Genomic DNA, 22,873 nt, shown 5'->3' with positions numbered 1-22,873 from the left:
ATATCCTTATGATCAGTAGCCAAACATTGTTGGCAGGAAGAGTGATAAGTCAGACCAGAACGAGGTCAGAATCACCACGGGTAGGTAGCCGAACAGGATCAGCGTCATTGCCGGGCCAACGACTTCGGCAAACTTGACGTTGCCGATGCGGGCACCGAGGTACAGAATCGAAGCGTAGGGCGGGGTGACGCCACCCATCGCGGTATTCACGCCCATGATGGCGGCGAACTGGATCGGGCTGATGCCGATGGCCGTCATCAGCGGCAGCAGCAGCGGCGCAATCAGGATGATGGCGGTGATGTCGTTGACCACCATGCCGACCAGAAACAGCATGAAGTTAATGAAAATCAGCAGCAGGGCTTTGTTCTCGGTAATACCGAAAATGGCATCGACCAGCTCCTGCGGCACATTCTCCACCACGAACATCTGGCTGAGGATCAGGCTGAACAGGATCATGAACATAATCGAGCCGACGGCGGTGGCGGACTCTTTGCCCGAGGCCAGCAGTGACTTCCAGCTCAGGCCTTTGTAGATCATAAAGCCGACCGGGATGGCGTAAATCACCGCCACGGCAGCGGCTTCGGTCGGAGTCATGATGCCGCCGTAGATCCCGCCGAGAATAATGACCGGCATCAGCAGCGCCGGGAATGCATGCACGGTCCGGGACGAGGCTTCTTTGAGCATGTCGCCAAACGGCAGTTTTTCTTCCAGCACCAGCGGGAACTTGCGCGCCATCAGCAGGTTGATCACCGCAAAGTTAAAAGTGACCAGCAGACCGGGACCGAGTGTGGCCAGGAAACAGGCCAGGATCGAGGTGTCGGTGACCCAGCCGTAGACAATCATGGTTACACTCGGCGGGATCAACAGCCCCAGAATCGAGGAGTTGGCAATCAGCGCTGTGGCATAGGCACGCGGGTAGCCGCGCTTTTCCATCTCCGGGATCAGCAGCGGGCCGATGGCGGCTACGCCGGTCAGGCCGCTGCCTGAAATGGCGCCGATGATGGCACAGCTGACCGAGGCGACAATGCCCAGTCCGCCACGGATATGGCCGACGAAGACGTTGACGAACCGGAGCAAACTGGCGGCGATGCCGCTCTGGCTCATGATGGTGCCGGACAACACAAACAACGGGATCGCTAGCAGGATCGGGTTAGTCAGCTGGCCGGTGCCCCACATCATATTGCCTTTCATCGACATCTCGCCGAAGTAGGTCATGATCATCAGGGCGCCGCCGAAACAGAACGGCAACGGCACGCCAATCGTCAGCAGCAGGACCAGCGCGCCTACCGCAAATAGTGCAACTTCAACCATGGTTTAAGCCTTCTCTGTCGAATAGTTGGGGGCGTTGAGCTGGCGCACCAGCCGGATGATGTGCAGGCCGATAAAGCCGGTGATCATCGCGAGGCCGAGGAACAGCGAGCACTCGTGGAAAAAAGTGGGGATATAAAGGGTCGGGCTCTCCTTCCACACCCGCAGCGCATATTTGAAATAGTCCCAGGCCCAGTACGTCAGCCACAGGGAGATCACAAAACTGATCACTTCCCCAACCAGTGCCAGGATGGTGTGGCCGCGCTCGGTCTTGATAAAAATCTCCAGCACATTGGCCCGGATCTGGGTATCTTCCCGCGAGGCGTTCACTGCACCCAGCATGTAGAGCCACAGGGTTGGGATGATGACGGACTCTTCCAGTCCCATGATCGGGACCTCGAAGATGTATCGGGTTATCACCTGCACAAACTGCGTCAGGGCGACAATGCCCATCAGCGCAGTGAGCAGGTATCTGAACAATCGCTCCACAGCACATTTCCTTATTGTTGCTTTTGTGAATACGTTGTTAATCTAATGCTGACAACCAATAGAAACAAATTTAAAATTTCTCTGATTCCATAAATTTTTCCTATAGGGTATGGCATGGACACCAATCTCTCGATTAAGCAGTTGGAAACATTCAGAACCGTGATGCGCTCTGGCTCGGTTTCCGTGGCGGCACGCACCCTGTGCCGCACCCAACCGGCCGTTAGTGCGATGCTGGTCAGCCTGGAAAACGAACTCGGGTTTAAGTTGTTTGAACGCAACAAAGGGCGCCTGATCCCCAAGCCGGAAGCGTTTTTCCTGCTCGAAGAAACGGATGCAATCTTAGAGCGCCTGACACGTGCGGCGCAGCTGATGGCCGAAGTGAAGAACCTGTCGCGGGGCAACCTGCGGGTGGCCTGCATGCCGGCGGCGTCGCTGTATTTTATGCCGCACGTGATTGCTGACTTTGTCAAAGACCGGCCCGAAGTGAATGTGTCGATGATGATGCGTAGCTCGATGATTGTGCATGACTGGGTAGCGGCGCAGCAATATGACATCGGCTATGCGGAAATGCCGAAGGAGCGGGAGTCGATCAATGTTGAGCCGATCCGGCTCAAAGGGGTCTGTGCGGTGCACCGGGATCACCCGCTGGCCGGGAAAGCGGTGATCACTCCGGCCGATCTCGACAATGTGCCGCTGGCGACTTTGTTTGCCCAGCATCCGACCAGTGAGCTGGTGCGCTTTTTATTCGAAGAGCAGGGTGCTCGCTACCATCCGCGGTTTGAACTGCAAAATTACATCTCCGGCTTTGAGTTTGTTGAGCATCAGCTGTGCTGCTCGATTTGCGATCCCATGAGTGCGGCCAGCTACACCATCAGTAAATCCGGCCAGGGCGCAGTGGTGTTTCGCCCGTTTGCGCCGGACGTAATTTTTGAACATGCGATTATTACCCCGTCGCACAAACCCTTGTCCCGTCTGGCGCAGGCGTTTGTGGATCATATCTATGCCGGTCTGAAAAATGCCGGTCTGGAGGAATACCTGGCGCCGGGCTCCAGCACCGGATTCTAGCGCCGATTGGAGGGACTGCCGGGTATTGTACCGGCGCTGCCAGATGTGAGATTGTTCGCATATTGTGCAGGAGGAGTCCGCAACATTCATCGTGCGGGCCTTGCCTGCTTTTCCTGAATCCACATCGTCTAGAAGCATATTTCTGTGCTCATCCCATGCGCTCAAGGCAATCTGAGGCCCGTCCGGTCGGGTTTACGGCGCGGTGATGTACCTACCAATGGGGCGCAGCGTGATGTCTTCTAAATAAGACATTTTTTGGGGTTTTGACAAGGTATCATGACCTGAATTGTTGATAATGTGATGATGGTTCTAACCATTAACATTTATTTAACCAATGACACCCAGAGCGTTGAAACTCTTTGGTAATCGCCCTAAATTAGGTTCAACTCACGTTAGCCGGACAGGATGTCGAGCCGTGTTTCGAGTATTAATTCTACTTTATGTTACTGTTTATTCAGGTTTTACCCTTGCGGAAACTGCCGTTGTCGATGATGAGCGAATGATTCGCTCGCTGATTGCCCGTGGGGTGATCTGCCAGGGACTGACCGCGCACGAACAGCAACAGGCGCTGCAAATCTACCTCAATCAAAAACATCGTCGGCAAAAATTGCCTGCCGGAACCCCCGAGAAAGAAGTGTCTGAAAAGAAAGACACTCCCTGTATCGGGCGTGCCGCGATCACGCAGCATCTTACGCCGACATCAAACTCGGGCTGATAGCCCCGAATCGCTCCGGATGATTGCATTTTTCAGTTTCGCCACGGCGAAGTCGGGTTGCTGCACCCTTAAGACAGCACAACATTATCATTGATAAAAGGAATAATAATGATAAGCATAAAAAGAACTGCAATCGCAACGTCACTGATTGCTTTGCTAGGAACGGCGTCTGCCCACGCGGCAACGCCTGCGGACTTGGCCATTGCCAATGAAGAGAAGCTGATCGAGATGCTGATCCAGCGCGGGGACATTGCCCCCGACGCGACGAGTCAGCAGAAGCAGCAAGCGCTGGAAGCTTACCTGGCCAAGAAGGCCAACAAAGGCTTCCATGGGGATGCGCAGTTTGACAAACAGGCGCTGCTCAACCGGGCGAATGTGCTCAAGCAGATGAAAATGCCGGGTCATGCCCATGGTCCGAGTATCTTCGCGCTGGATCTGAGCCAGAAACGCACCGACAAAGTGCTGGCCCTGCTGGTCGATTTCCCGGATTTGCCGTGGGATGACAATCGCCTGACCGCTGAGCATACGGAAATGCTGTATGACAGCTATCCGAGCGAGCACTACCAGAACTTGCTGTTCTCCGGTGAGGGACACACCGGCCCGAACGGCGAGAATCTGATCTCGATGCGTCAGTATTACGAGCAGGAGTCCGGCAACACGTATAGCGTGTCCGGTCAGGCTTTCGGTTGGTACCGGGCGAGCCAGAACGCGGCGTATTACGGCGGCAACTCGCCAACCACAGATAACGATCTGCGTGCGCAGGATCTGGTGCGTGAAGCGCTGGATCAGCTGGCCAAAGATCCGAATGTCAATCTGGCCGATTACGATATTGAAGATCGCTACGACTACGATGGTGACGGGAATTTCCGTGAGCCGGACGGCGTGATTGACCACCTGATGGTGTTCCATGCGTCGGTCGGTGAAGAAGCCGGTGGCGGGGTGTTGAATGAAGACGCGATCTGGTCCCACCGTTTCAATCTGGGCCAGCCACATATTCTGGCCGGGACGTCGAGCCAGGTACCGGGCCGATTTAACGGTCAGTACGCGGCTTTTGACTACACGATTCAGCCGATTGATGCCGCGGCTGGGGTTTGTGCCCACGAATACGGCCACGATCTGGGACTGCCGGATGAGTATGATACCAAGTATACCGGTCAGGGTGAGCCGGTGTCTTACTGGTCGATCATGTCTTCGGGCAGCTGGGCCGGTCAGATTGGCGGGACCCAGCCGACTGCATTCAGTGCCTGGGCGAAAACCTTCCTTCAATCAGCCATCGGCGGCAACTGGATCCTCGACAGCACTCTGTCGCTGGAGGAGCTGAAAGGCCAGTCACACACCATCACCCTGTCGGAAACGGTGAATAATGACGCCATGAACCTGGTGCGCATTGATCTGCCGCGCAAGCAGGTCGACGGGGTAGCCCCGTTTGCCGGGGACTACCAGTTCTACTCGCAGAAAGGCGACGATCTGCGCACCAGCATGAGCCGCGAAATCAGCCTGCCGTCGGCCGGTCAGATCTCGCTGGACTTCAAGGCCTGGTTCCAGATTGAAACCGATTATGACTTCGCCCGCGTGCTGGTGAACGGCAAGCCGATCTCAGGCTCAATCACCACCATGAACGATCCGCTCAATACCGGCCTGGTGCCGGCTGTGACCGGCTCGTCAGAAGGCTGGACCGATGCCTCGTTTGATCTGACCCCGTGGGCCGGACAAACGATCACCCTGAGCTTTGACTACATCACCGATGGCGGCCTGACCGAAGAAGGTTTCTACCTCGACCAGATGGTGATCACTGCAGATGATGCTGAGGTGTTCAGCGCGGATGCGGAAACCGAAGATCAGTTTGTCTTCACCGGTTATACCCGCAACCAGGGCTTCCACGAAGCGGACCAGTACTACCTGCTGCAATGGCGTAGTCATCAGGATGTCGACCAGGGTCTGGCGAACATCAAGCGCATGGGTCAGCTGATGACCTTCGAACCGGGTCTGATTGTCTGGTATGTCGATGAGTCGATGACCGACAACTGGGTCGGCGAGCACCCAGGCGCAGGCTGGTTAGGCGTTGTGGATGCTGATCAGGCTACCCTGAAATGGTCACAATCCGGTGAGCCGGCAACCACCCGCTACCAGGTTCGCGATGCGGCATTCTCACTGCAGGATCAGGCCCCGCTGCGTCTGGTCAATAATGATGATGTGCTGGAAGATCCGAGCCTGATTGCTAATGCATCGTTCAACGATGGCGCAGACTATACCTCACCGGAGATCCCGGATGCTGGTCGTCAGCTGGCGCAGTTCGGGATTTCGATTGATGTGGTGAGCCAGGCAGACGACAACAGATACGGTGTGATCCGGATTTCTGCCGAGGTAGATAACGAAGCGCCGCAAGCGAAGTTCACCCATATGTCTCGTCACAAGCGCGTTGATTTCGTCAACCAGAGCCTGGACAGCGACGGTGAAATTACCAGCATGCTGTGGGACTTCGGTGACGGTGCGACCAGTACCGAGGCCAATCCATCGCATCGCTATCAGCATTTTGGCCGCTATACCGTGACCCTGACCGTCACCGATGATGCCGGCGCCACCAGCACTACCCAGCAAATGGTTGAGTTGGAGCCGCGCAACCAGAAGCCGGTTGCCGAAGCAGGTTATTTCAACCTGGGCCGGATGGCGATGCTGTGGTCGGAAAGCAGTGACCCGGATGGCCACATTGTCGATACCAAATGGGTTTTCCCGGACGGCAGCGTGCAAAAAGGTGTGGTGGCATTCCACCTGTTTGAGCAACGCGGCAAGCAGAAAGTGAAGTTAGTGGTCACTGACAATCAGGGCAAAAAAGCCCGCAAGACCATCATGCTCGATATCTAACCTTGTTCCGGAGAGCGCATCGTGATCGATGCGTTCGCTTGAACGTCAAACCGGCCGACCAGGCCGGTTTTTTTCTGCTGTTGACAATCTGCCTGTCGGGTCCCTGTTTTTGCGGCTTCTTTTCTGGCTATCCCTCACATTGTCGACAATCTAGACTAAGGTCTAACGCCTATTGTTAACAATCCTCCTTGATTGATGGCACTTTAAGCGCTATTTTTGTTCTTAACTTAAGAAATTGTTGACAGTTATGATGAAAGAACAAGCCGTCGCCCCGGGCGATGTCGACAATCAGGTGAAAGCATCCGCAGGTGAGTCCACCCTCGCTATGGCTGCGGCCAAGGAGCTGACCAAGTCGGAAAACCTGACTGAGCAGCTGATTGATTTGATTGTGAAAGGACAGTTTTCTGCCGGCAGCAAAATTTCCGAGCCGGAGCTGTCACGCCGTTTCGGCGTCAGTCGCGGGCCACTGCGCGAAGCCATGATGCGGGTGGAATCCCTCGGCCTGGTGGAGCGGGTACCTCATGTCGGCGCGCGGGTGATTGCCCTGAGCCGGGAAAAACTGGTGGAGATCTACGCGGTTCGCGAAGCGCTGGAAGGAATGGCGGTGCGCCTGGCCTGCCAGCATATTACCGATGCCGAGATCGATGCCCTGCAGCAACTGCTCGATACCCACAAACAGCATATCGAGGAGGTGGAAGGCGCGTCGTACTTCCATCAGCAAGGGGATTTTGACTTTCATTACCGGATCATCCAGGCCAGCCGCAACAGCACCCTGATCGGCCTGCTGTGCGATGAGCTTTATCATTTGCTACGGATGTACCGCCATCAGTCCCAGCGCTCGCACTCCCGCCCGGCGCAGGCGCTGACCGAACATTTCCATCTGCTGTCTGCCTTGCGCGAGCGGGATGCCGAGCTGGCCGAAATGCTGATGCGCCGGCACATCATGCGCAGCCGACTGCTAATCGAACAACAACTCACTGAGGACAAGGAGAAAGTGTCATGAGTCCAGGAAAACGCTTCCGCCAGGCCGTTGAATCCAGCCAGCCATTGCAGGTGGTCGGGACGATCAACCCGTACTGCGCCATGATGGCGGAGCAGGTCGGCCACCAGGCCATTTACCTCTCCGGCGGCGGGATTGCCAATGCCTCGTACGGCTTGCCGGATCTCGGGATCACCACCCTCAACGATGTGCTGGAAGATGTCCGCCGTATTACCGCGGCTTCGAGCCTGCCGCTGCTGGTGGATATTGATACCGGTTTTGGCGGCGCCTTCAATATTGCCCGGACGATTAAAGAGATGGAGCGTGCCGGTGCGGCGGCGGTCCACATGGAAGATCAGGTGGCGCAGAAGCGCTGCGGTCACCGCCCGAACAAGGCGATAGTCAGCCAGGATGAAATGGTCGATCGGATCAAGGCGGCGGTCGATGCCCGCGTGGATCCGGATTTTGTCATTATGGCCCGTACCGATGCCCTGGCAGTCGAAGGGATGGACGCGGCGATTGAGCGGGCGATAGCCTGCGTCGAAGCCGGGGCTGACATGATTTTCCCGGAAGCCATCAATACCCTGGAGCAGTACAAGCAGTTTGCCGAGGCGGTGAAGGTGCCGATCCTGGCCAATATTACCGAGTTCGGCCAGACCCCGCTGTTCAGCCGTGATGAGCTGGCCGAGTGCGGGGTCGACATGGTGTTGTATCCGCTGTCGGCGTTTCGCGCAATGAATCAGGCGGCGCTCAATGTGTATCAGCATCTGCTGAAAGACGGCCACCAGCGCAACGTGGTCGATCAGATGCAAACCCGTGAGCAGCTCTACCATTATCTTGGCTACCATGATTATGAGAAAAAACTCGACCAGCTGTTCGATCAGCAAAAGGGCGAGTGATTGAACGCTGAATGGCAGGGAGTCGCCGTTCGGTCGCCAAAGCGCACCATAAAATAAAGCGCATAATTAAATGGAGAGAAGGTGTGACGAGTTGCTTTGCCCTGTGGCGTGCGGCTCGTAGTGTCCGCCTTGTCAGTCCTCCGCAGCAAGACCCGCAACGCCGCGCGTTGCGAAGACCAGATTAATTATTTTGATAACAAACCAAACGCTGGAAACAGTCGCTGCCTGACTATCAAAGCGAAGGTGATTAGCCGTCGTAACCGATGCCAGGCGTTGGATAACGTGAACAAATAAGGAGTCTGCTATGACTGCGTTAGCCGTAGCTGATAAGGGAAAGGATAACAAACAATTGGGTGGTGCCGGTCTGCGTGGACAGAGCGCCGGGACAACGGCCCTGTGTACCGTGGGGCAAAGCGGCACCGGGCTAACCTACCGTGGCTATGACATCACAGATTTAGCCCATCATGCCGAGTTCGAAGAAGTGGCGCATTTGCTGCTGAAGGGCAAGCTGCCGACCCAGGCCGAGCTGGATGGCTACAAGCAGGTGCTGAAACAGGCCCGTGGTCTGCCACCGGCGCTGTGTCGAGTGCTGGAAGAAATCCCGGCCGATGCCCATCCGATGGATGTGATGCGGACCGGATGCTCGATGCTGGGCAACCTGGATCAGGAACTGGACTTTTCCGAGCAGGAAAGCAAGACCGACACCCTGCTGGCAATGCTGCCGGCCATCATTTGCTACTGGTACCGCTACAGCCACGACGGGGTGCGGATTGATACCGCCAGCAGCGATCAGGACAGCATCGGCGGCTATTTCCTGGAAATGCTGACCGGAAAAGCGCCGTCTGAGCTGCACAAACAAGTGATGCACTGCTCGCTGGTGCTGTATGCCGAGCATGAATTTAACGCTTCAACCTTTACCGCCCGGGTGTGTGCCTCGACCCTGTCGGATCTGCACTCGTGCATTACCGCGGCAATCGGCAGCCTGCGTGGTCCGCTGCACGGCGGCGCCAACGAAGCGGCGATGGCAATGATCGAGCAGTGGCAGACGCCGGATGAAGCGGAAGCTGGGATCATGGACATGCTGGCAAAGAAAGAGAAAATCATGGGCTTTGGTCACGCGATTTACCGCGAGTCTGATCCCCGTAATGCTTTAATTAAAGCATGGTCGGAAAAACTGGCTGCCGATGTGGGTGATACCCATCTGTATGCGGTGTCCGAGCGGGTAGAGCAGGTGATGAAGCGCGAGAAAAATCTGTTCTGTAATGCCGATTTCTTCCACGCCTCGGCCTATCACTTCATGGGGATCCCGACCAAGCTGTTCACGCCGATCTTTGTGATGAGTCGGGTAACCGGCTGGGCCGCCCATGTGTATGAGCAGCGCGCCAACAACCGCATCATCCGCCCGAGCGCCGACTATGTCGGGCCGGAGCCGCAAGCGTGGCTGCCGATCGAAGCGCGGAAATAACACGCCGCAGCAGACTCCACCCAAGGAGTCCCGCCAATCCCTCCCCCCGGCGCAGATGCCCGGGGGAGTATCAAGACCTGAACGTCGTCTGAAAGCGTCTGTGAGCACAAGACTCACGGAGGGAAGCAATGAAGATTAATACGCAATACCGTAAGCCGCTGGCCGGCAGCGGACTCGATTTTTTTGACACCCGGGAAGCCGTCAATGCGATTGCGTCCGGGGCCTACGAGACACTCCCCTACACCTCACGCGTGCTGGCCGAGCAGCTGGTCCGGCGCTGCGATCCGCACAGGCTGACGGAGAGTTTGAAGCAAATCATTGAGCGCAAGCGCGATCTGGATTTCCCCTGGTATCCGGCGCGCGTGGTATGCCATGACATTCTGGGCCAGACCGCCCTGGTTGATTTGGCGGGCCTGCGCGATGCCATTGCCGAGCAAGGCGGCGATCCGGCTAAAGTGAATCCGGTGGTGGAAACCCAGTTGATTGTCGATCACTCCCTCGCGGTGGAGCACGCCGGGTTTGACCCGGAGGCGTTTGACAAGAACCGCGCTGTCGAAGAGCGCCGCAATGAAGACAGGTTTCACTTCATCAACTGGTGTAAAACTGCGTTTGAGAACGTCAGCGTGATCCCGGCCGGGAACGGCATCATGCACCAGATCAATCTGGAGAAAATGTCGCCGGTGATCCAGGCCAAGGACGGGATTGCCTATCCCGATACCTGCGTCGGGACCGACAGCCACACCCCGCATGTCGATGCACTGGGCGTGATCGCGATTGGTGTCGGAGGCCTCGAAGCCGAAACCGTGATGCTGGGCCGCCCGTCCATGATGCGCTTGCCGGATATCGTCGGGGTCAAACTGACCGGCCAACGCCAGCCGGGCATTACTGCCACCGATATTGTGCTGGCCTTAACCGAGTTCCTGCGCAATGAGCGGGTGGTGTCCTCGTATCTGGAATTTTTCGGCGAAGGGACCAAAGATCTCACCATCGGCGATCGGGCCACCATCTCCAATATGACGCCGGAATATGGCGCCACCGCCGGGATGTTCTATATCGATGAACAGACGATTAATTATCTGAAGCTGACCGGTCGCGATGAGGCGCAAGTCAAACTGGTGGAGCAATACGCCAAGCAAACCGGGCTGTGGGCCGATGATCTGCAAAATGCGGTGTACGAGCGGGTGCTGGAATTTGATATTTCGCAAGTGGCGCGCAATATGGCCGGTCCGTCGAATCCGCACCGTCGCCTGCCGACGGCAGAGCTGGCCTCGCGGGGCATTGCCGGTCCGTGGGAAGAAAAAGCCGGTGAATTGCCGGACGGCGCCGTAATTATTGCCGCCATCACCTCCTGTACCAATACCAGTAATCCGCGCAACGTCGTGGCTGCCGGGTTGCTGGCCAAGAAAGCCAATGCCCTGGGGCTGGTGCGCAAGCCTTGGGTGAAGACTTCGTTTGCGCCGGGCTCGAAAGTCGCCAAGCTGTACCTGGAAGAAGCCGGATTGCTGCCGGAAATGGAACAACTGGGCTTCGGGATTGTCGGTTATGCCTGTACCACCTGTAACGGCATGAGTGGCGCGCTGGATCCGGAAATTCAGCAAGAGATTATCGAGCGCGATCTCTACACCACCGCAGTCCTGTCCGGGAACCGCAACTTCGATGGCCGGATCCACCCGTATGCCAAGCAGGCGTTTCTGGCTTCCCCGCCGCTGGTGGTTGCCTATGCGCTGGCAGGTTCGATCCGTTTTGATATTGAGCGTGATGCGCTGGGCACAGACCCGCAGGGCAATCCGGTCTACCTCAATGACTTGTGGCCAACGGATGAAGAGATCGATGCAGTGGTCGGCCAGTACGTCAAGCCGGAGCAGTTCAATCAGGTCTACATCCAGATGTTCAAACTCGATGACGAAGCCCGCAACAGCAATCCGCTGTATGACTGGCGTCCGATGAGTACCTACATTCGCCGCCCGCCATACTGGGAAGGCGCGCTGGCCGGGGAGCGGACCTTGTCGGGGATGCGTCCGTTGGCGATTCTGGGTGATAACATCACCACCGACCACCTATCACCCTCCAATGCGATTCTCGCTTCCAGCGCGGCCGGGGAATATCTGGCTTCCATGGGGGTGCCGGAAGCGGACTTTAATTCCTACGCCACCCACCGCGGCGATCACCTGACCGCGCAGCGGGCGACACTGGCCAACCCGAAACTGTTCAATGAAATGGTCAAAGAGAACGGCGAGGTGGTGCAGGGATCGCTGGCGCGGGTTGAGCCGGAAGGTAAGGTGGTGCGGATGTGGGAAGCGATTGAAACCTACATGAACCGCAAGCAGCCGCTGATTGTGGTGGCCGGGGCCGATTACGGTCAGGGTTCGTCCCGCGACTGGGCCGCCAAAGGAGTGCGTCTGGCCGGGGTCGAAGCCATTGTTGCCGAAGGGTTCGAGCGCATTCACCGCACCAACCTGGTCGGCATGGGCGTGCTGCCCCTGCAGTTTAAAGCCGGGGTCAACCGCAATACGTTAGCACTGGACGGCACCGAGCTGTATGACGTGGTTGGCGAGATCACCGCGGGGGCTGAGCTGGCGCTGGTGATCACCCGTGCCAATGGCGAGAAAGTCGATGTGCCGGTGACATGCCGTCTCGATACCGCTGATGAAGTGCATGTCTATACCGCGGGTGGCGTGTTGCAGCGCTTCGCGCAAGATTTTCTGGCTCAGTAAAGGGAGAGCAGTATGACAAGGACAGTGTCAGCGTCACAAGTCAAAGTGCCTGCCACCTATATGCGTGGCGGCACCAGCAAAGGCGTGTTTTTTAATCTGGAAGATCTCCCCCCGGCGGCTCAGGTGCCCGGCGAAGCCCGCGACCGTTTGCTGCTGCGGGTGATTGGCAGCCCGGACCCTTACGGCAAGCAGATTGACGGTATGGGCGGTGCCACCTCAAGCACCAGCAAAACCGTGATTGTTTCCAAAAGCGAGCATGCGGACCACGATGTGGATTACCTGTTCGGTCAGGTATCGATTGATCAGCCGTTTGTCGACTGGAGCGGCAACTGCGGCAACTTGTCTGCGGCGGTCGGCCCGTTCGCGATCCATGCCGGGTTGATCGCCAAAGAGCGCTTGCCGGAAAACGGCATTGCCACGGTGCGGGTGTGGCAGGTCAATATCGGCAAAACCATTGTGGTCCATGTACCGATTGTCAAGGGTCAGGTGCAGGAAACCGGGGCCTTTGAACTCGATGGGGTCACGTTTCCGGCGGCTGAAATCCAGGTTGATTTTATGGACCCGGCTGATGGCGAAGGGTCGATGTTTCCGACCGGGAATGTGGTCGATACGCTGGAAGTGCCGGGCGTCGGCACCTTTAGTGCCACGCTGATTAATGCCGGGATCCCGACCATTTTTATCGACGCCGAAGCGATTGGGTTCACCGGCACTGAGCTGCAGGATGACATCAACAATGATGAACAAACGCTGGCGATGTTCGAGCAGATCCGGGCTTACGGGGCGTTGAAAATGGGGCTGATTAAGCGGCTGGAAGCCGCGCAGAGCCGTCAGCATACGCCGAAGATTGCCTTTGTGGCCGAGCCGAAAACCTATGTCTCGTCGAGTGGTAAGCCCATTGCGGCGGGGGATGTTGATGTGCTGGTGCGGGCGTTGTCGATGGGCAAGTTGCACCACGCCATGATGGGGACTGCGGCAGTCGCGATTGCCTCCGCGGCCTGTGTCCCGGGAACCCTGGTGAATATCGCTGCCGGCGGCGGTGAGCGGGAGTCGGTGACCTTCGGCCATCCGTCCGGCACCTTAAAGGTGGGGGCAAAGGCACGGGTTGTGGGCCAGGACTGGGTGGTGGAAAAAGCCATCATGAGCCGTAGTGCGCGGATCCTGATGGAAGGATTCGTCCGGGTGCCCGCAGAAGTGGTGGCCTGAGCGCGGTTGGAGATGATCGAGACATACTGGAGGAAGCAATATGTCTGCATATCAGGAAGCATTTGATTTATCGGCCGCAGAGCCGGAAGTTTTTTGGAAGCAGCAGGCCGAGAATCTGGCCTGGTTTCAATTTCCAACAACGATTCTGAGTCAGGACGAACACGGCATCGAGCGCTGGTTCGCCGACGGTGAACTCAACACGGCTTACCTGGCGCTGGACCATCATGTCGCGCAGGGCCGGGGTGATCAGACGGCGTTGATTTATGACTCGCCGGTCACCGGGCAGAAAGCCCGCTATACCTACCGGGTGCTGCGGGATCAGGTCGCCAAAGTCGCCGGGATGCTGGCCGAGCTGGGCGTCGAGAAAGGGGATCGGGTGGTGATTTACATGCCGATGATCCCGGAAGCGGCAATGGCGATGCTGGCGTGTGCTCGTCTGGGTGCGATTCACTCGGTTGTGTTCGGTGGCTTTGCCCCCAACGAGCTGGCGGTTCGGATTGAAGATGCCGAGCCGAAAGTGGTGATCACCGCAAGCTGCGGGGTGGAAGTGAGTAAAGTGATCCCCTACAAGCCGATGGTTGATCAGGCGGTGATGGACAGTCGCTGGAAGCCGGCGCATGTGGTGGTTTTTCAGCGCAAGCAGTGCCTGGCGGACCTGCATCATGCGCGGGATAAAGACTGGTCGGCCCTGATGCGAACGGCGACGCCTCATGACTGTGTCCCGGTCAAAGCGACTGATCCGCTTTACATTCTCTACACCTCAGGTACGACCGGTAAACCTAAAGGTGTGGTGCGGGATAACGGCGGCCATGCGGTGGCGATGCACTACAGCATGTCGACGATTTATCACGTTGATCCGGGGGATGTATTCTGGGCGGCCTCGGATGTCGGCTGGGTGGTGGGCCATTCCTACATTGTCTATGCCCCTTTGATTTATGGCTGTACCACCATCATGTATGAAGGCAAGCCGGTCCGGACCCCGGGTCCCAGCGCGTTCTGGCGGGTTTGTGATGAGTACGGCGTGAAGGTGTTGTTCTCGGCCCCGACAGCATTTCGGGCGATCAAGAAGGAAGATCCGGACGGGACGTTCCTGCAGGATTATCCGATGGTGAACCTGACCACGATTTTCATGGCTGGCGAGCGGCTGGATCCGCCGACGCTGGAGTGGGTCGAGGCGAAAACCGGGCGTCCGGTGGTGGATCACTGGTGGCAGACCGAAACCGGTTGGGCGATTGCCGGTAACCCGCTGGGGCTGGAGCGTTTTGTGGTTAAGCCCGGCTCCGCGACCAAGCCGATCCCGGGCTATCAGGTTGAGGTGCTCAACGAGCTGGGAGAGGTACAGCCTGCCAATACGCAGGGCTATATCGCGATCAAACGTCCGTTGCCGCCGAGCTGTCTGCCGACCGTGTGGCGTAATCACGACCGGTTTGAGTCCGGTTATCTGAGCCAGTTTCCGGGCTACTACGTCTCCGGAGACGGCGGCTATATCGATGAAGACGGCTACCTGTTCGTGATGGGCCGGATTGACGATGTGATCAACGTCGCCGGCCATCGGCTCTCGACCGGAGAGATGGAAGAGGTAGTTGGCAGCCATGAAGCCGTTGCAGAGTGTGCGGTGATTGGGATCCATGATGAGCTCAAAGGTCAGTTGCCGCTCGGGCTGGTGGTGCTGAAAGACGGTTTTGTCTCAGAGAACGGTAATATCGAGCAGGCGCTGTTGCAGAAAGTGCGGCAGGAGATCGGCGCGGTGGCGTGCTTTCAGCAGGCTATCATCGTCGACCGGTTGCCGAAAACCCGCTCCGGTAAAATCCTGCGCCGGGTGATCCGCCAGATTGCCGATGGTGAGCAGTACGTGGTGCCCTCAACCATTGATGACCCGTCCTCTCTGGACGAGTTGGCCCGGGTGCTGGAATAACCCGCTTCAAGTGCCAGAGACCGCAAAGCGGCAAGCTCAGGCTGCCGCTTTACAATGTAAACCGCCCGGCCTGATGGGGAGATCCGCATCGGCCGGGCGGTTTTTTATCGCTTGAAAACGCAGGCTTTTGCCAGTGTTACAGCGCTTCCCCGTTGACGCTCAGTTTTACGTCAATGTTGCCTTTGACCGCGTTGGAGTACGGGCAGACGTCATGGGCGGTTCGGATCAGGGCGATGGCTTGATCCTGTGGTAGATCCACTGTGGCGGCCAGGCTGACGGTCAGGGCGAAACCACCTTGTGTATTGGGGCCGATGCCGACCTGAGCTGAGACCGGCGCTGTTTTGAGGGCGATTTTGCCTTCCCGGGCCACGTGGAGCACGGCATTGGAAAAACAAGCCGCGTAGCCGGCGGCAAACAGCTGTTCTGGGTTGGTGTGCTCGCCACTGCCACCCATTTCTTTCGGGTAGCTCAGGCTGACGTTGAGTTTGCCGTCATCGGTGCTGGCTTGACCGTTTCGACCGGCAGATGCTGTGGCGGTGGTGGTGTATAGCGTCGTCATGTGGACTCCTTTTTTGGGATTTGGTGAGTAATTTAGGTTGTGCACAACTTAATTGCTTACAATCTTAACTCGATCTTGCGGGTGAAGGCAAGTATATTGTGCGCAATTTACTTTTTGGCGAGTACATCACAATGGCAGACAAGGGCCGATCCCAGGCGACATCACAAGAGCAGACACAAACCCTCACACAAGGCAAAGCGTCTGATTTAGTGCTGGAAAAACAGGTCTGTTTTTCCCTCTACAGTGCGGCGAATGCGATGATCCGGGCTTATCGCCCGCTTCTGGCTGAGCTGGAGCTTACCTATCCGCAGTATCTGGTGATGATGGTGTTGTGGTCTGAAAACGGCATCAACGTGAAGGATCTCGGCGCCAGACTGCATTTGGATTCCGGTACGTTGACACCACTGCTCAAACGACTGGAAGGCAAAGGCCTGGTCAGTCGTCGTCGCAGCGAAAAAGATGAGCGGGTGCGCGAGCTGTTTCTGACCGAGCAGGGCGACGCGCTGAAAGCGAAGGCAGAAACAATCCCGGCGGCTATTTTCTGTAAGAGTGCCATGCCGCTCGATGAGCTGATTGAGTTGAAACAAAGTTGTGAAAAGTTGGTCGAGAACCTGAGTTAGCATGTCAATGCCGGATAGAGGCGATGCTGACTGATTGGTCTGGCTGCTGGTGTTACGGCGGGATATCCGGCAATAAAACTACGTCTTTGCGGCATTCTCTTCTATGGTTTGTGTAGGCATCGGTCGGCCGGGCGTTGACCGGTGTGCCTGTGGCGCTGCAGTCTGTAAGGAGGTTGTCATGGGATACAAGCATTTACTGCTGGCGGTAAACCTGGATGAATACGCTGAATATCTGATTTCGAAAGCGGCAGAGCAGGCGCGGATTCACCATGCCCTGTTCAGTGTGATCCATATGGACCCGGATTTGGGCCACCTCGAAGTTGGCGTGCGCGAATATGATGCGGTGAATATCGATGAAAGCGAACATTATGAGTCTGTTGCCGCGATGCGGCGATTGCTCAAAGGCACCAACTACCCCCTGTATAAACACCTCTTCTATACCGGCTATCTTGAAGATCAACTGATCACGGCCATTTCACAGTTCGAAGTGGATTTGCTGGTGCTCGGGCATCACCAGTGTAATCTGTTCCGTCAGTTGTTCCTGTCCCCGAGCGAGCCGCTGGTGCGCCAGATGCCCTGTGATTTGCTGTTGCTGAAGCTCAACGATTAATACCAATCGTCCTCAATCAGGGGTCATCCTAGCTTGTTAAAACGCTCGATCACTGCGTTAAAGTTTTTGAGTGTAGAATCACTACTTATCGAAAAATGCCGTTTTGTTCTCAAGCATTTTTCCGACGCTATTTCTGACCACTGACTGATTGTGATTGGTATAAGCGGTTGCTTTTGCTGGCTGGGATCACGTCTCGGGGCGGCGGCCCCTCGATAGTACTGGCTTCATGGCATATGATGCTCTGTGATGTTGATTGGGAAGTGAGTGTAGAGAATGAAGCCGGGTGAGACAGGGTTAAAGCGGGTCTATGATGCGACCTGCTATTCCATTCAGGGGCTGAAAGCAGCCTGGAAGTACGAAGAAGCGTTTCGAATGGAAGTCTGGATTATGGTCCTGGTGATCCCGGCTACATTCTTCCTGCCGGTGACGAAGCTGGAGCAACTGGCTCTGGTGGCGAGTTTGGTTTTGGTTCTAATTGTTGAGCTGTTGAACTCTGCAGTCGAAGCGGTGGTGGATCGGGTGGGCGATGATTACCACGCGCTCTCCGGCCGGGCCAAAGACATCGGCTCCGCGGCGGTGTTTGTCTCAATGCTACTGGCTGGGCTGATCTGGGCAGTGATTCTGTTCGTCTGATGTTGTCTCGTCTTTTTGCCAGCATCGTGTGCCGGTATGGCTCGATGTTAACGCTGGAATTGACCCGGACCGGTATGCTGCCCAGCTGGGTGTAACAAACCGATTGAAGTACCAGCCAGTTTGATCGACGGTAGCAGTGATTTTCCCGGGATCAGATGAGAGAATGTACTCTACAATCTGCTTCCAATATCCCAGTTTGGGGTGAATATCCAGCCTGGTGTCTGCCAAGTTTCGGGTCATTGAAAGGCCCATATTTATGTGGATATCGTTCACCTTGAACTTTTACTCCATGCCGTCTGTTACCTACCCACATTTCGATATCAATAAGTCAGCGTTAAAAAACGCTGATGGCAATTGTTGTTCTCTTCATTGCGAGACTTTGCCTGACAGTTTCTGCGTGACGTTTTCGCCTTGTATTGAGCTACTTTTTCTTAAAGAAAAGATAGGCTATCGACTTAATCAATTAGTATTTTGTGTTAACTGAAAGGTTGTACTCAGATTTGGCAGGAAAGATAGGGAAGGTACGCTGTCCGTAATCGCCGCCCCTGGAGACGGCGATTTTTTAGGTCTGAACAGGTGCTTACAGATTCTGCTGCTCACCTAGTTGATTGAGTGCAGGTGCAGCTTGCGTGCCGCCTGCTTTTTCCGACGATTTTTCAACCGAACTTTCCAGTTGATGCATCTGCTGAATTTCTAATGCGGTCAGATGGCCATAATCTTCTCGCATGTAGCCAAATACCTTGTAGAGCATGAAGCTTGTCAGTGCTAACAGCGGCAGTGCAAAAATCAGGATTGCAGACTGCATTGAAGAAACCGGCGCATTCACAATAATGAAGACCGTTGGGATGGCGACAATGACCAGGCACCAGAAGATCTTCAGCGGTGTCGACGGGTTGGCATTCTCATCCAGTGTTTTCTGGGTATTACATGCCACCGTGAATACAGAACCGTCCATTGTTGTGACGAGCAGCAGGAAGGTGGAGATAATAAATACCACCAAGACAATGGAGGACAGCGGCAATGTACCGATTGAATTCACAATTGCCTGGCTTGCCTGACCTTCAGAGACAATCTGGCTGATCGCGACTTTGCCGTCGAGTTGTGTCTTCATCATAAATGAGCCAACAATCGAGAACAGTGCCGCGATACCTGCGGTCCCCCCGCCAATCATGCAGACAATCACTTCACGGATGGTGCGGCCTTTCGATACCTTTGTGACAAACACACACATCAGCGGAATGAAGATCATCCAGTAAGCCCAGAAGTATGCGGTCCACGATTGAGGAAACTTTGCCTGTTCAATCGCATCGGTATACAGGCTCATTTTAATGAAGTTCTGTGCCCAGATTGCGACCGAAGAGCTGGTATTTTCCAAAATGAATTGAGTCGGGCCGAACAAAAGCAGGTAAAGCGCCAGACCAACCACGAAGTAAGTGCCGTAGCTGCTGATCTTTTGCATGCCTTTCTCGATTCCCAGGAATGAACTCAGAGTCAGCAGCGCCGCCACAATAGCAATCATGGAAACTTTGAGCATCAGTGTATCTTCAATGCCCAGCAGTAAAGAGACTGCAGCTGAAATAATCGGTACGCCGAGTGCGAGCACAATGATCAAACTGAAGACAATTGCGATTGGGTAAAGAATATCGATAGTACGGCCGATGCATTTCGCGGCGGTCGGGTTCTTCATCATCGACATAATAATGTCACTCAGCTTGAGTGAACGATTTTTACGAATGTAGAACGAGTACATTACAGGAATCGCCGTGATCGCGTAAATTGCCCAGGCTGTGATCCCCCAGTGGTGCAGACTATAGGTCACTGCCCATTCTGTAGCTTCGACCGTATCTGGTGTGATGTTAAATGGCGGAGTCTTGATATAGTAAGACCATTCAAGAAATGCCCAGTAGACAGTACCTGAACCAACCCCGGCCAGCGCCATCATGGTGATATAAGCGAAGGTGGAAAACTCAGGTTTTTCGTTGCCCATACGAATGTGGCCGTACTTAGAACAGATAAAGTAAACGGCGATCACGACCAGTCCGAAAGCATACCAAAGTATCGGCGTACCGAAGTTGTAGGCAATCAGCGTAAAGATGTCCCCAGCAATGTTGATTGCACTGTCCGGGTCATTTAAGAAGAAACCTGAGACTGCGAGAACAACAAGCAGTGATAGCCCAATTGCGGGGCGATCGAGGTTTTTTTCTGTTATTCCTTTCATAGTATTTTGTCCAGTCTGTAGCGTGTGAGCCTCGAACAAGCTCACACGGCATGTTTCACGTTATGAGGGCTTTATGTCATCAGCGAGACCGCCCTTCTGATTATTCGAAAACGTAGCTTGCGATTGAGGCTTCTTTGACTGCATCCCAGTCCATTTCGACACCCAGGCCATTCCCTTCCGGCGCATGAACGTAGCCATCGCGGTCGGTACGAATTTGGGTTTTCGATGCCAGTTCAAAACTCTCGTAGGGGTAGAACTGTTCGAAGTACTTGCAGTTGTGGTGTGCCAGTGCGACATGCAGGTTTGCTGCCTGAGTGATGGTGTAACCCATGCTTTGGATCTCCAGGGTTTTAGAGTGGCCTTCGGCAATCGCAAAGCATTTGTTCAGCGGAGTGATCCCGCCACAAACCGTTGCATCCTGACGAACGTCTGACCAAAACCCATTCCCGAGAGCATAGGTTACTTCTTGCAAGGTGAGTAAGCAGTTACCATGGCTGGAAATCTCCAGGTCTGTCTTGTCGACCAGGCGCTGGTATGTTTTGTAGTCATAGTCAGAAACCGGTGCTTCCAGCCATTCCCAATCATAGCTTTCCATCAGCTTGGCCATCTTCATGGCTTCGGCCGGGGTATAGAACGTCGCGGTATCAAGCATGAAACGAACCCCAGTGTCGCCGTAGCGCGCTTGAATCGCATTCACTAATTTGACGTCTTTTTCATAAACACAGTAGCAGTGCAGTTTGATTGCCGTGAAGCCTTGCTCGATACAGTCGTCGACGTACGGAAAGTATTCTTCAACGGTGTCAAACATCGGCGTCGAAGCATAAGATTTCATCTTGTGGCGTGCGCCGCCAAGCAACATATAGAGCGGCATGTTGGCTTTTTTGGCTTTGATATCCCAAGCGGCAATATCAATCGGTGATTTTGCCGGAAGGCCACCCCAAGTGCAGCGTGCCTGTAGCCAGCTGTATAGCGCTTCGGTCATTAAGGGATTTTTGCCAATGAGGCCTGGAACGATGGTCCGCATCGCTTCGATAATGCAGCGGTCAAAGTCATTTTCGGTATAGCTGATCGTTGCCCCGACACCTTCTGTACCATCATTACAGATAATGCGAACGATATTATTGGTATATAAAAGAGGCTCTTGGTTGTCGGCCCAAGGGATTGGCGGCGCCTCTCGGTCTGCGACAGCGTACAACTCGACTCGTTTGATCACGGTATCTTTCATGGGTGTCTCCTTATAGTGCGCTGCCGTTTTTAATCATGACTGCGCGGATTTCCTCGCCCGTAAGGTCTCGGATACGTTTGTTTTCATTAATCGCTTTGACCGCCGCGATCCCCGCAGCATGCCCGTATTCAAAGCACTGCGCCGTGACACGAGCCGAAGCAAGGGCTTCGTGTTCTGCGCTTAAGCAGCGCCCGGCAGCGATGATGTTTTCACCAACAATGGGGACCAACGTGTTGTAAGGTACGTCGTAGTAGTCATTGAGCAGCCAATGCAGCTTAGGCTTGTCGCCTGAGTGCAGCTCAATTGGCCAGGGTGTACGACAGATACCATCATTTCGCTTCTCGCAATTGATGACATTATCATTAGTTAGGGTTTCGACACCAACGATTGAGCGCGTCTGGCGAATACCCACTTCGACGCCAGTGTCGACGACATAGGCATCTTCACAGCCCGGCACAAATTTGTTCAGGAAGCGGGCATAATCGCGCACCTGACGACGACCGAAGATTTCCGCTTCTGTGAAGTCTTTCGGGTCAATCACGTTCAGCATGCGGCCATCTTGTCCTGCAAGACGCGTGGCATTGACCATCAGCTCACCCGGGCGGGTGGTCGGGAAGATCCAAATTTTGTGGCGAGGTAAATCGTATTCACCACTTTCATTGGCTGCGAGAATATTTTGGGTGACTTTCGGTGGGCAGATGGTGTCATCACCGTAGTAGTCGAGGTATTTTTCCATGTCGACACCGGCAATGCGGAAGAACATCGTCGGGTTTTGAATACGGCCGTTATCACCAAAGTAATAATCCATCCCGGCACGTGCGATCACGGCTGCATCACCTGAAGCATCAACAATCATCTTGCTCAAAATGATGCTTTGACCTGCATTGGACTCGATCACAACACCTTTGAAGGTGTCCTTATCCATGATCACGCCAGTGACCGCGGTATGGAACAGTGTTGTGACTCCTGCCTGTTCCAGAAAGTCGTCGGCCACTTCACGCCACATCAATGGATCGTGAGTGACTGTATAGGTCTTGCCGTATTTTTGTGGTTCAGTCACACCACCTCGCACTTTGAGTGCTTGCCTGAACCGTTCAGTGAAGCCGAAGACGACTTGTTCTGGCTGAGCATGCTCATCATCTGACGCCATGAACATGCCACAAATTGTGCCTGAAAGTCCGGCCACCGCAGCACCGCCGCAAAAACCATATTTTTCAATTAACCAGGTATTTTTCCCCATAGAGCCGGCAGTTTCCGCAGCAGCGACGCCAGCAGCACCGCCACCAATGACTAAGACATCCACTTCGGCCAGAACTGGGAGATCCGGCATTTGTTCAAAACGGCGAACAATGTTCCAATCTTTCATGATTACCTCGCTAATAGATAACTGATAG

General features: G+C 55.2%; 18 protein-coding genes. 12 read left to right on the top strand and 6 right to left on the bottom strand.

The features are described from left to right. Window positions 1-12: 12 nt before the first annotated feature. Together NNL38_RS19375 and NNL38_RS19370 are read right to left on the bottom strand one after the other, a co-directional pair. Window positions 13-1,311: a TRAP transporter large permease gene (locus NNL38_RS19375; RefSeq protein ID WP_255392084.1), complete on the bottom strand. Its 1,299-nt coding sequence runs from the start codon at window positions 1,309-1,311 to the stop codon at window positions 13-15. Window positions 1,312-1,314: 3 nt separating this feature from the next. After that, a complete protein-coding gene (locus NNL38_RS19370; RefSeq protein WP_255392083.1) occupies window positions 1,315-1,797 on the bottom strand; it encodes a TRAP transporter small permease in 483 nt (160 codons plus the stop codon). A gap of 114 nt (window positions 1,798-1,911) precedes the next feature. Here NNL38_RS19370 and NNL38_RS19365 point away from each other — a divergent pair, with 114 nt between their 5' ends. The 9 genes from NNL38_RS19365 to NNL38_RS19325 all read left to right on the top strand — a co-directional run bounded on the left by NNL38_RS19365 (window position 1,912) and on the right by NNL38_RS19325 (window position 15,614). After that, window positions 1,912-2,862, top strand: a complete 951-nt coding sequence (locus NNL38_RS19365; protein ID WP_255392082.1) for a LysR family transcriptional regulator — start codon at window positions 1,912-1,914, stop codon at window positions 2,860-2,862. Window positions 2,863-3,277: 415 nt separating this feature from the next. Next, the gene (locus NNL38_RS19360) at window positions 3,278-3,577 is read left to right on the top strand and encodes a hypothetical protein (protein ID WP_255392081.1); all 300 of its coding nucleotides are present in this window, start codon (window positions 3,278-3,280) and stop codon (window positions 3,575-3,577) included. Window positions 3,578-3,685: 108 nt separating this feature from the next. Beyond that, window positions 3,686-6,439 (top strand): immune inhibitor A domain-containing protein, encoded by a 2,754-nt coding sequence (locus NNL38_RS19355; RefSeq protein ID WP_255392080.1) that lies wholly within the window; start codon window positions 3,686-3,688, stop codon window positions 6,437-6,439. 325 nt (window positions 6,440-6,764) lie between these two features. Further along, window positions 6,765-7,442, top strand: a complete 678-nt coding sequence (locus NNL38_RS19350; protein ID WP_255392288.1) for a GntR family transcriptional regulator — start codon at window positions 6,765-6,767, stop codon at window positions 7,440-7,442. Further along, complete coding sequence (prpB, locus tag NNL38_RS19345) at window positions 7,439-8,317, top strand: methylisocitrate lyase (protein ID WP_255392079.1); 879 nt, start codon at window positions 7,439-7,441, stop codon at window positions 8,315-8,317. The genes NNL38_RS19350 and prpB overlap by 4 nt, the downstream gene beginning before the upstream one ends. Before the next feature lie 304 nt (window positions 8,318-8,621). Then, the gene (gene prpC, locus NNL38_RS19340; RefSeq protein ID WP_255392078.1) at window positions 8,622-9,782 is read left to right on the top strand and encodes a bifunctional 2-methylcitrate synthase/citrate synthase; all 1,161 of its coding nucleotides are present in this window, start codon (window positions 8,622-8,624) and stop codon (window positions 9,780-9,782) included. Between the two features lie 128 nt (window positions 9,783-9,910). Then, entirely contained in the window at window positions 9,911-12,496 is a 2,586-nt protein-coding gene (gene acnD / locus NNL38_RS19335) for a Fe/S-dependent 2-methylisocitrate dehydratase AcnD (RefSeq protein ID WP_255392077.1), read from the top strand. A gap of 12 nt (window positions 12,497-12,508) precedes the next feature. Continuing rightward, window positions 12,509-13,699, top strand: a complete 1,191-nt coding sequence (prpF, locus tag NNL38_RS19330) for a 2-methylaconitate cis-trans isomerase PrpF (protein WP_255392076.1) — start codon at window positions 12,509-12,511, stop codon at window positions 13,697-13,699. A 40-nt stretch (window positions 13,700-13,739) separates the two neighbouring features. Then, the gene (locus NNL38_RS19325; protein ID WP_255392075.1) at window positions 13,740-15,614 is read left to right on the top strand and encodes a propionyl-CoA synthetase; all 1,875 of its coding nucleotides are present in this window, start codon (window positions 13,740-13,742) and stop codon (window positions 15,612-15,614) included. A 136-nt stretch (window positions 15,615-15,750) separates the two neighbouring features. On the opposite strand, the gene ohr is transcribed toward NNL38_RS19325, so the two are convergent. Continuing rightward, on the bottom strand, window positions 15,751-16,173 hold the full coding sequence (gene ohr, locus NNL38_RS19320) for an organic hydroperoxide reductase Ohr (protein WP_255392074.1): 423 nt from the start codon (window positions 16,171-16,173) through the stop codon (window positions 15,751-15,753). Between the two features lie 131 nt (window positions 16,174-16,304). Between ohr and ohrR the strand changes: the two genes are divergently transcribed. The 3 genes from ohrR to NNL38_RS19305 all read left to right on the top strand — a co-directional run bounded on the left by ohrR (window position 16,305) and on the right by NNL38_RS19305 (window position 18,036). Beyond that, the gene (gene ohrR, locus NNL38_RS19315) at window positions 16,305-16,793 is read left to right on the top strand and encodes a transcriptional regulator OhrR (protein ID WP_439651424.1); all 489 of its coding nucleotides are present in this window, start codon (window positions 16,305-16,307) and stop codon (window positions 16,791-16,793) included. Between the two features lie 178 nt (window positions 16,794-16,971). Further along, a complete protein-coding gene (locus NNL38_RS19310) occupies window positions 16,972-17,403 on the top strand; it encodes a universal stress protein (protein ID WP_255392072.1) in 432 nt (143 codons plus the stop codon). A 273-nt stretch (window positions 17,404-17,676) separates the two neighbouring features. After that, the gene (locus NNL38_RS19305) at window positions 17,677-18,036 is read left to right on the top strand and encodes a diacylglycerol kinase (RefSeq protein ID WP_255392071.1); all 360 of its coding nucleotides are present in this window, start codon (window positions 17,677-17,679) and stop codon (window positions 18,034-18,036) included. A 580-nt stretch (window positions 18,037-18,616) separates the two neighbouring features. Here the strand turns inward: NNL38_RS19305 and NNL38_RS19300 are convergent. The 3 genes from NNL38_RS19300 to NNL38_RS19290 form a co-directional block, all read right to left on the bottom strand. Then, the gene (locus NNL38_RS19300) at window positions 18,617-20,254 is read right to left on the bottom strand and encodes a BCCT family transporter (RefSeq protein ID WP_255392070.1); all 1,638 of its coding nucleotides are present in this window, start codon (window positions 20,252-20,254) and stop codon (window positions 18,617-18,619) included. Window positions 20,255-20,354: 100 nt separating this feature from the next. Then, window positions 20,355-21,479: a mandelate racemase/muconate lactonizing enzyme family protein gene (locus tag NNL38_RS19295; protein WP_255392069.1), complete on the bottom strand. Its 1,125-nt coding sequence runs from the start codon at window positions 21,477-21,479 to the stop codon at window positions 20,355-20,357. 10 nt (window positions 21,480-21,489) lie between these two features. Then, window positions 21,490-22,845 carry an FAD-dependent oxidoreductase gene (locus NNL38_RS19290; protein WP_255392068.1) on the bottom strand — a complete coding sequence of 452 codons (1,356 nt, stop codon included), beginning with the start codon at window positions 22,843-22,845 and terminating at the stop codon, window positions 21,490-21,492. Window positions 22,846-22,873: the final 28 nt, after the last annotated feature.

Origin of the sequence: Photobacterium atrarenae (genome assembly GCF_024380015.1) — a bacterium.
In the GTDB taxonomy this organism is placed as follows: domain Bacteria; phylum Pseudomonadota; class Gammaproteobacteria; order Enterobacterales; family Vibrionaceae; genus Photobacterium; species Photobacterium atrarenae.
The sequence above is the reverse complement of the archived record's forward strand: the minus strand, read 5'-3'. Positions and strand labels throughout refer to the sequence as shown.

Coding starts and splice junctions, on each gene's coding strand:
- prpC (WP_255392078.1), top strand. CDS start 8,622: ATGACTGCGTTAGCCGTAGCTGATAAGGGAAAGGATAACAAACAATTG.
- acnD (WP_255392077.1), top strand. CDS start 9,911: ATGAAGATTAATACGCAATACCGTAAGCCGCTGGCCGGCAGCGGACTC.
- ohrR (WP_439651424.1), top strand. CDS start 16,305: ATGGCAGACAAGGGCCGATCCCAGGCGACATCACAAGAGCAGACACAA.
- NNL38_RS19375 (WP_255392084.1), bottom strand. CDS start 1,311: ATGGTTGAAGTTGCACTATTTGCGGTAGGCGCGCTGGTCCTGCTGCTG.
- NNL38_RS19290 (WP_255392068.1), bottom strand. CDS start 22,845: ATGAAAGATTGGAACATTGTTCGCCGTTTTGAACAAATGCCGGATCTC.
- ohr (WP_255392074.1), bottom strand. CDS start 16,173: ATGACGACGCTATACACCACCACCGCCACAGCATCTGCCGGTCGAAAC.
- NNL38_RS19365 (WP_255392082.1), top strand. CDS start 1,912: ATGGACACCAATCTCTCGATTAAGCAGTTGGAAACATTCAGAACCGTG.
- NNL38_RS19300 (WP_255392070.1), bottom strand. CDS start 20,254: ATGAAAGGAATAACAGAAAAAAACCTCGATCGCCCCGCAATTGGGCTA.
- NNL38_RS19325 (WP_255392075.1), top strand. CDS start 13,740: ATGTCTGCATATCAGGAAGCATTTGATTTATCGGCCGCAGAGCCGGAA.
- NNL38_RS19355 (WP_255392080.1), top strand. CDS start 3,686: ATGATAAGCATAAAAAGAACTGCAATCGCAACGTCACTGATTGCTTTG.
- prpB (WP_255392079.1), top strand. CDS start 7,439: ATGAGTCCAGGAAAACGCTTCCGCCAGGCCGTTGAATCCAGCCAGCCA.
- NNL38_RS19310 (WP_255392072.1), top strand. CDS start 16,972: ATGGGATACAAGCATTTACTGCTGGCGGTAAACCTGGATGAATACGCT.
- NNL38_RS19350 (WP_255392288.1), top strand. CDS start 6,765: ATGGCTGCGGCCAAGGAGCTGACCAAGTCGGAAAACCTGACTGAGCAG.
- prpF (WP_255392076.1), top strand. CDS start 12,509: ATGACAAGGACAGTGTCAGCGTCACAAGTCAAAGTGCCTGCCACCTAT.
- NNL38_RS19305 (WP_255392071.1), top strand. CDS start 17,677: ATGAAGCCGGGTGAGACAGGGTTAAAGCGGGTCTATGATGCGACCTGC.
- NNL38_RS19295 (WP_255392069.1), bottom strand. CDS start 21,479: ATGAAAGATACCGTGATCAAACGAGTCGAGTTGTACGCTGTCGCAGAC.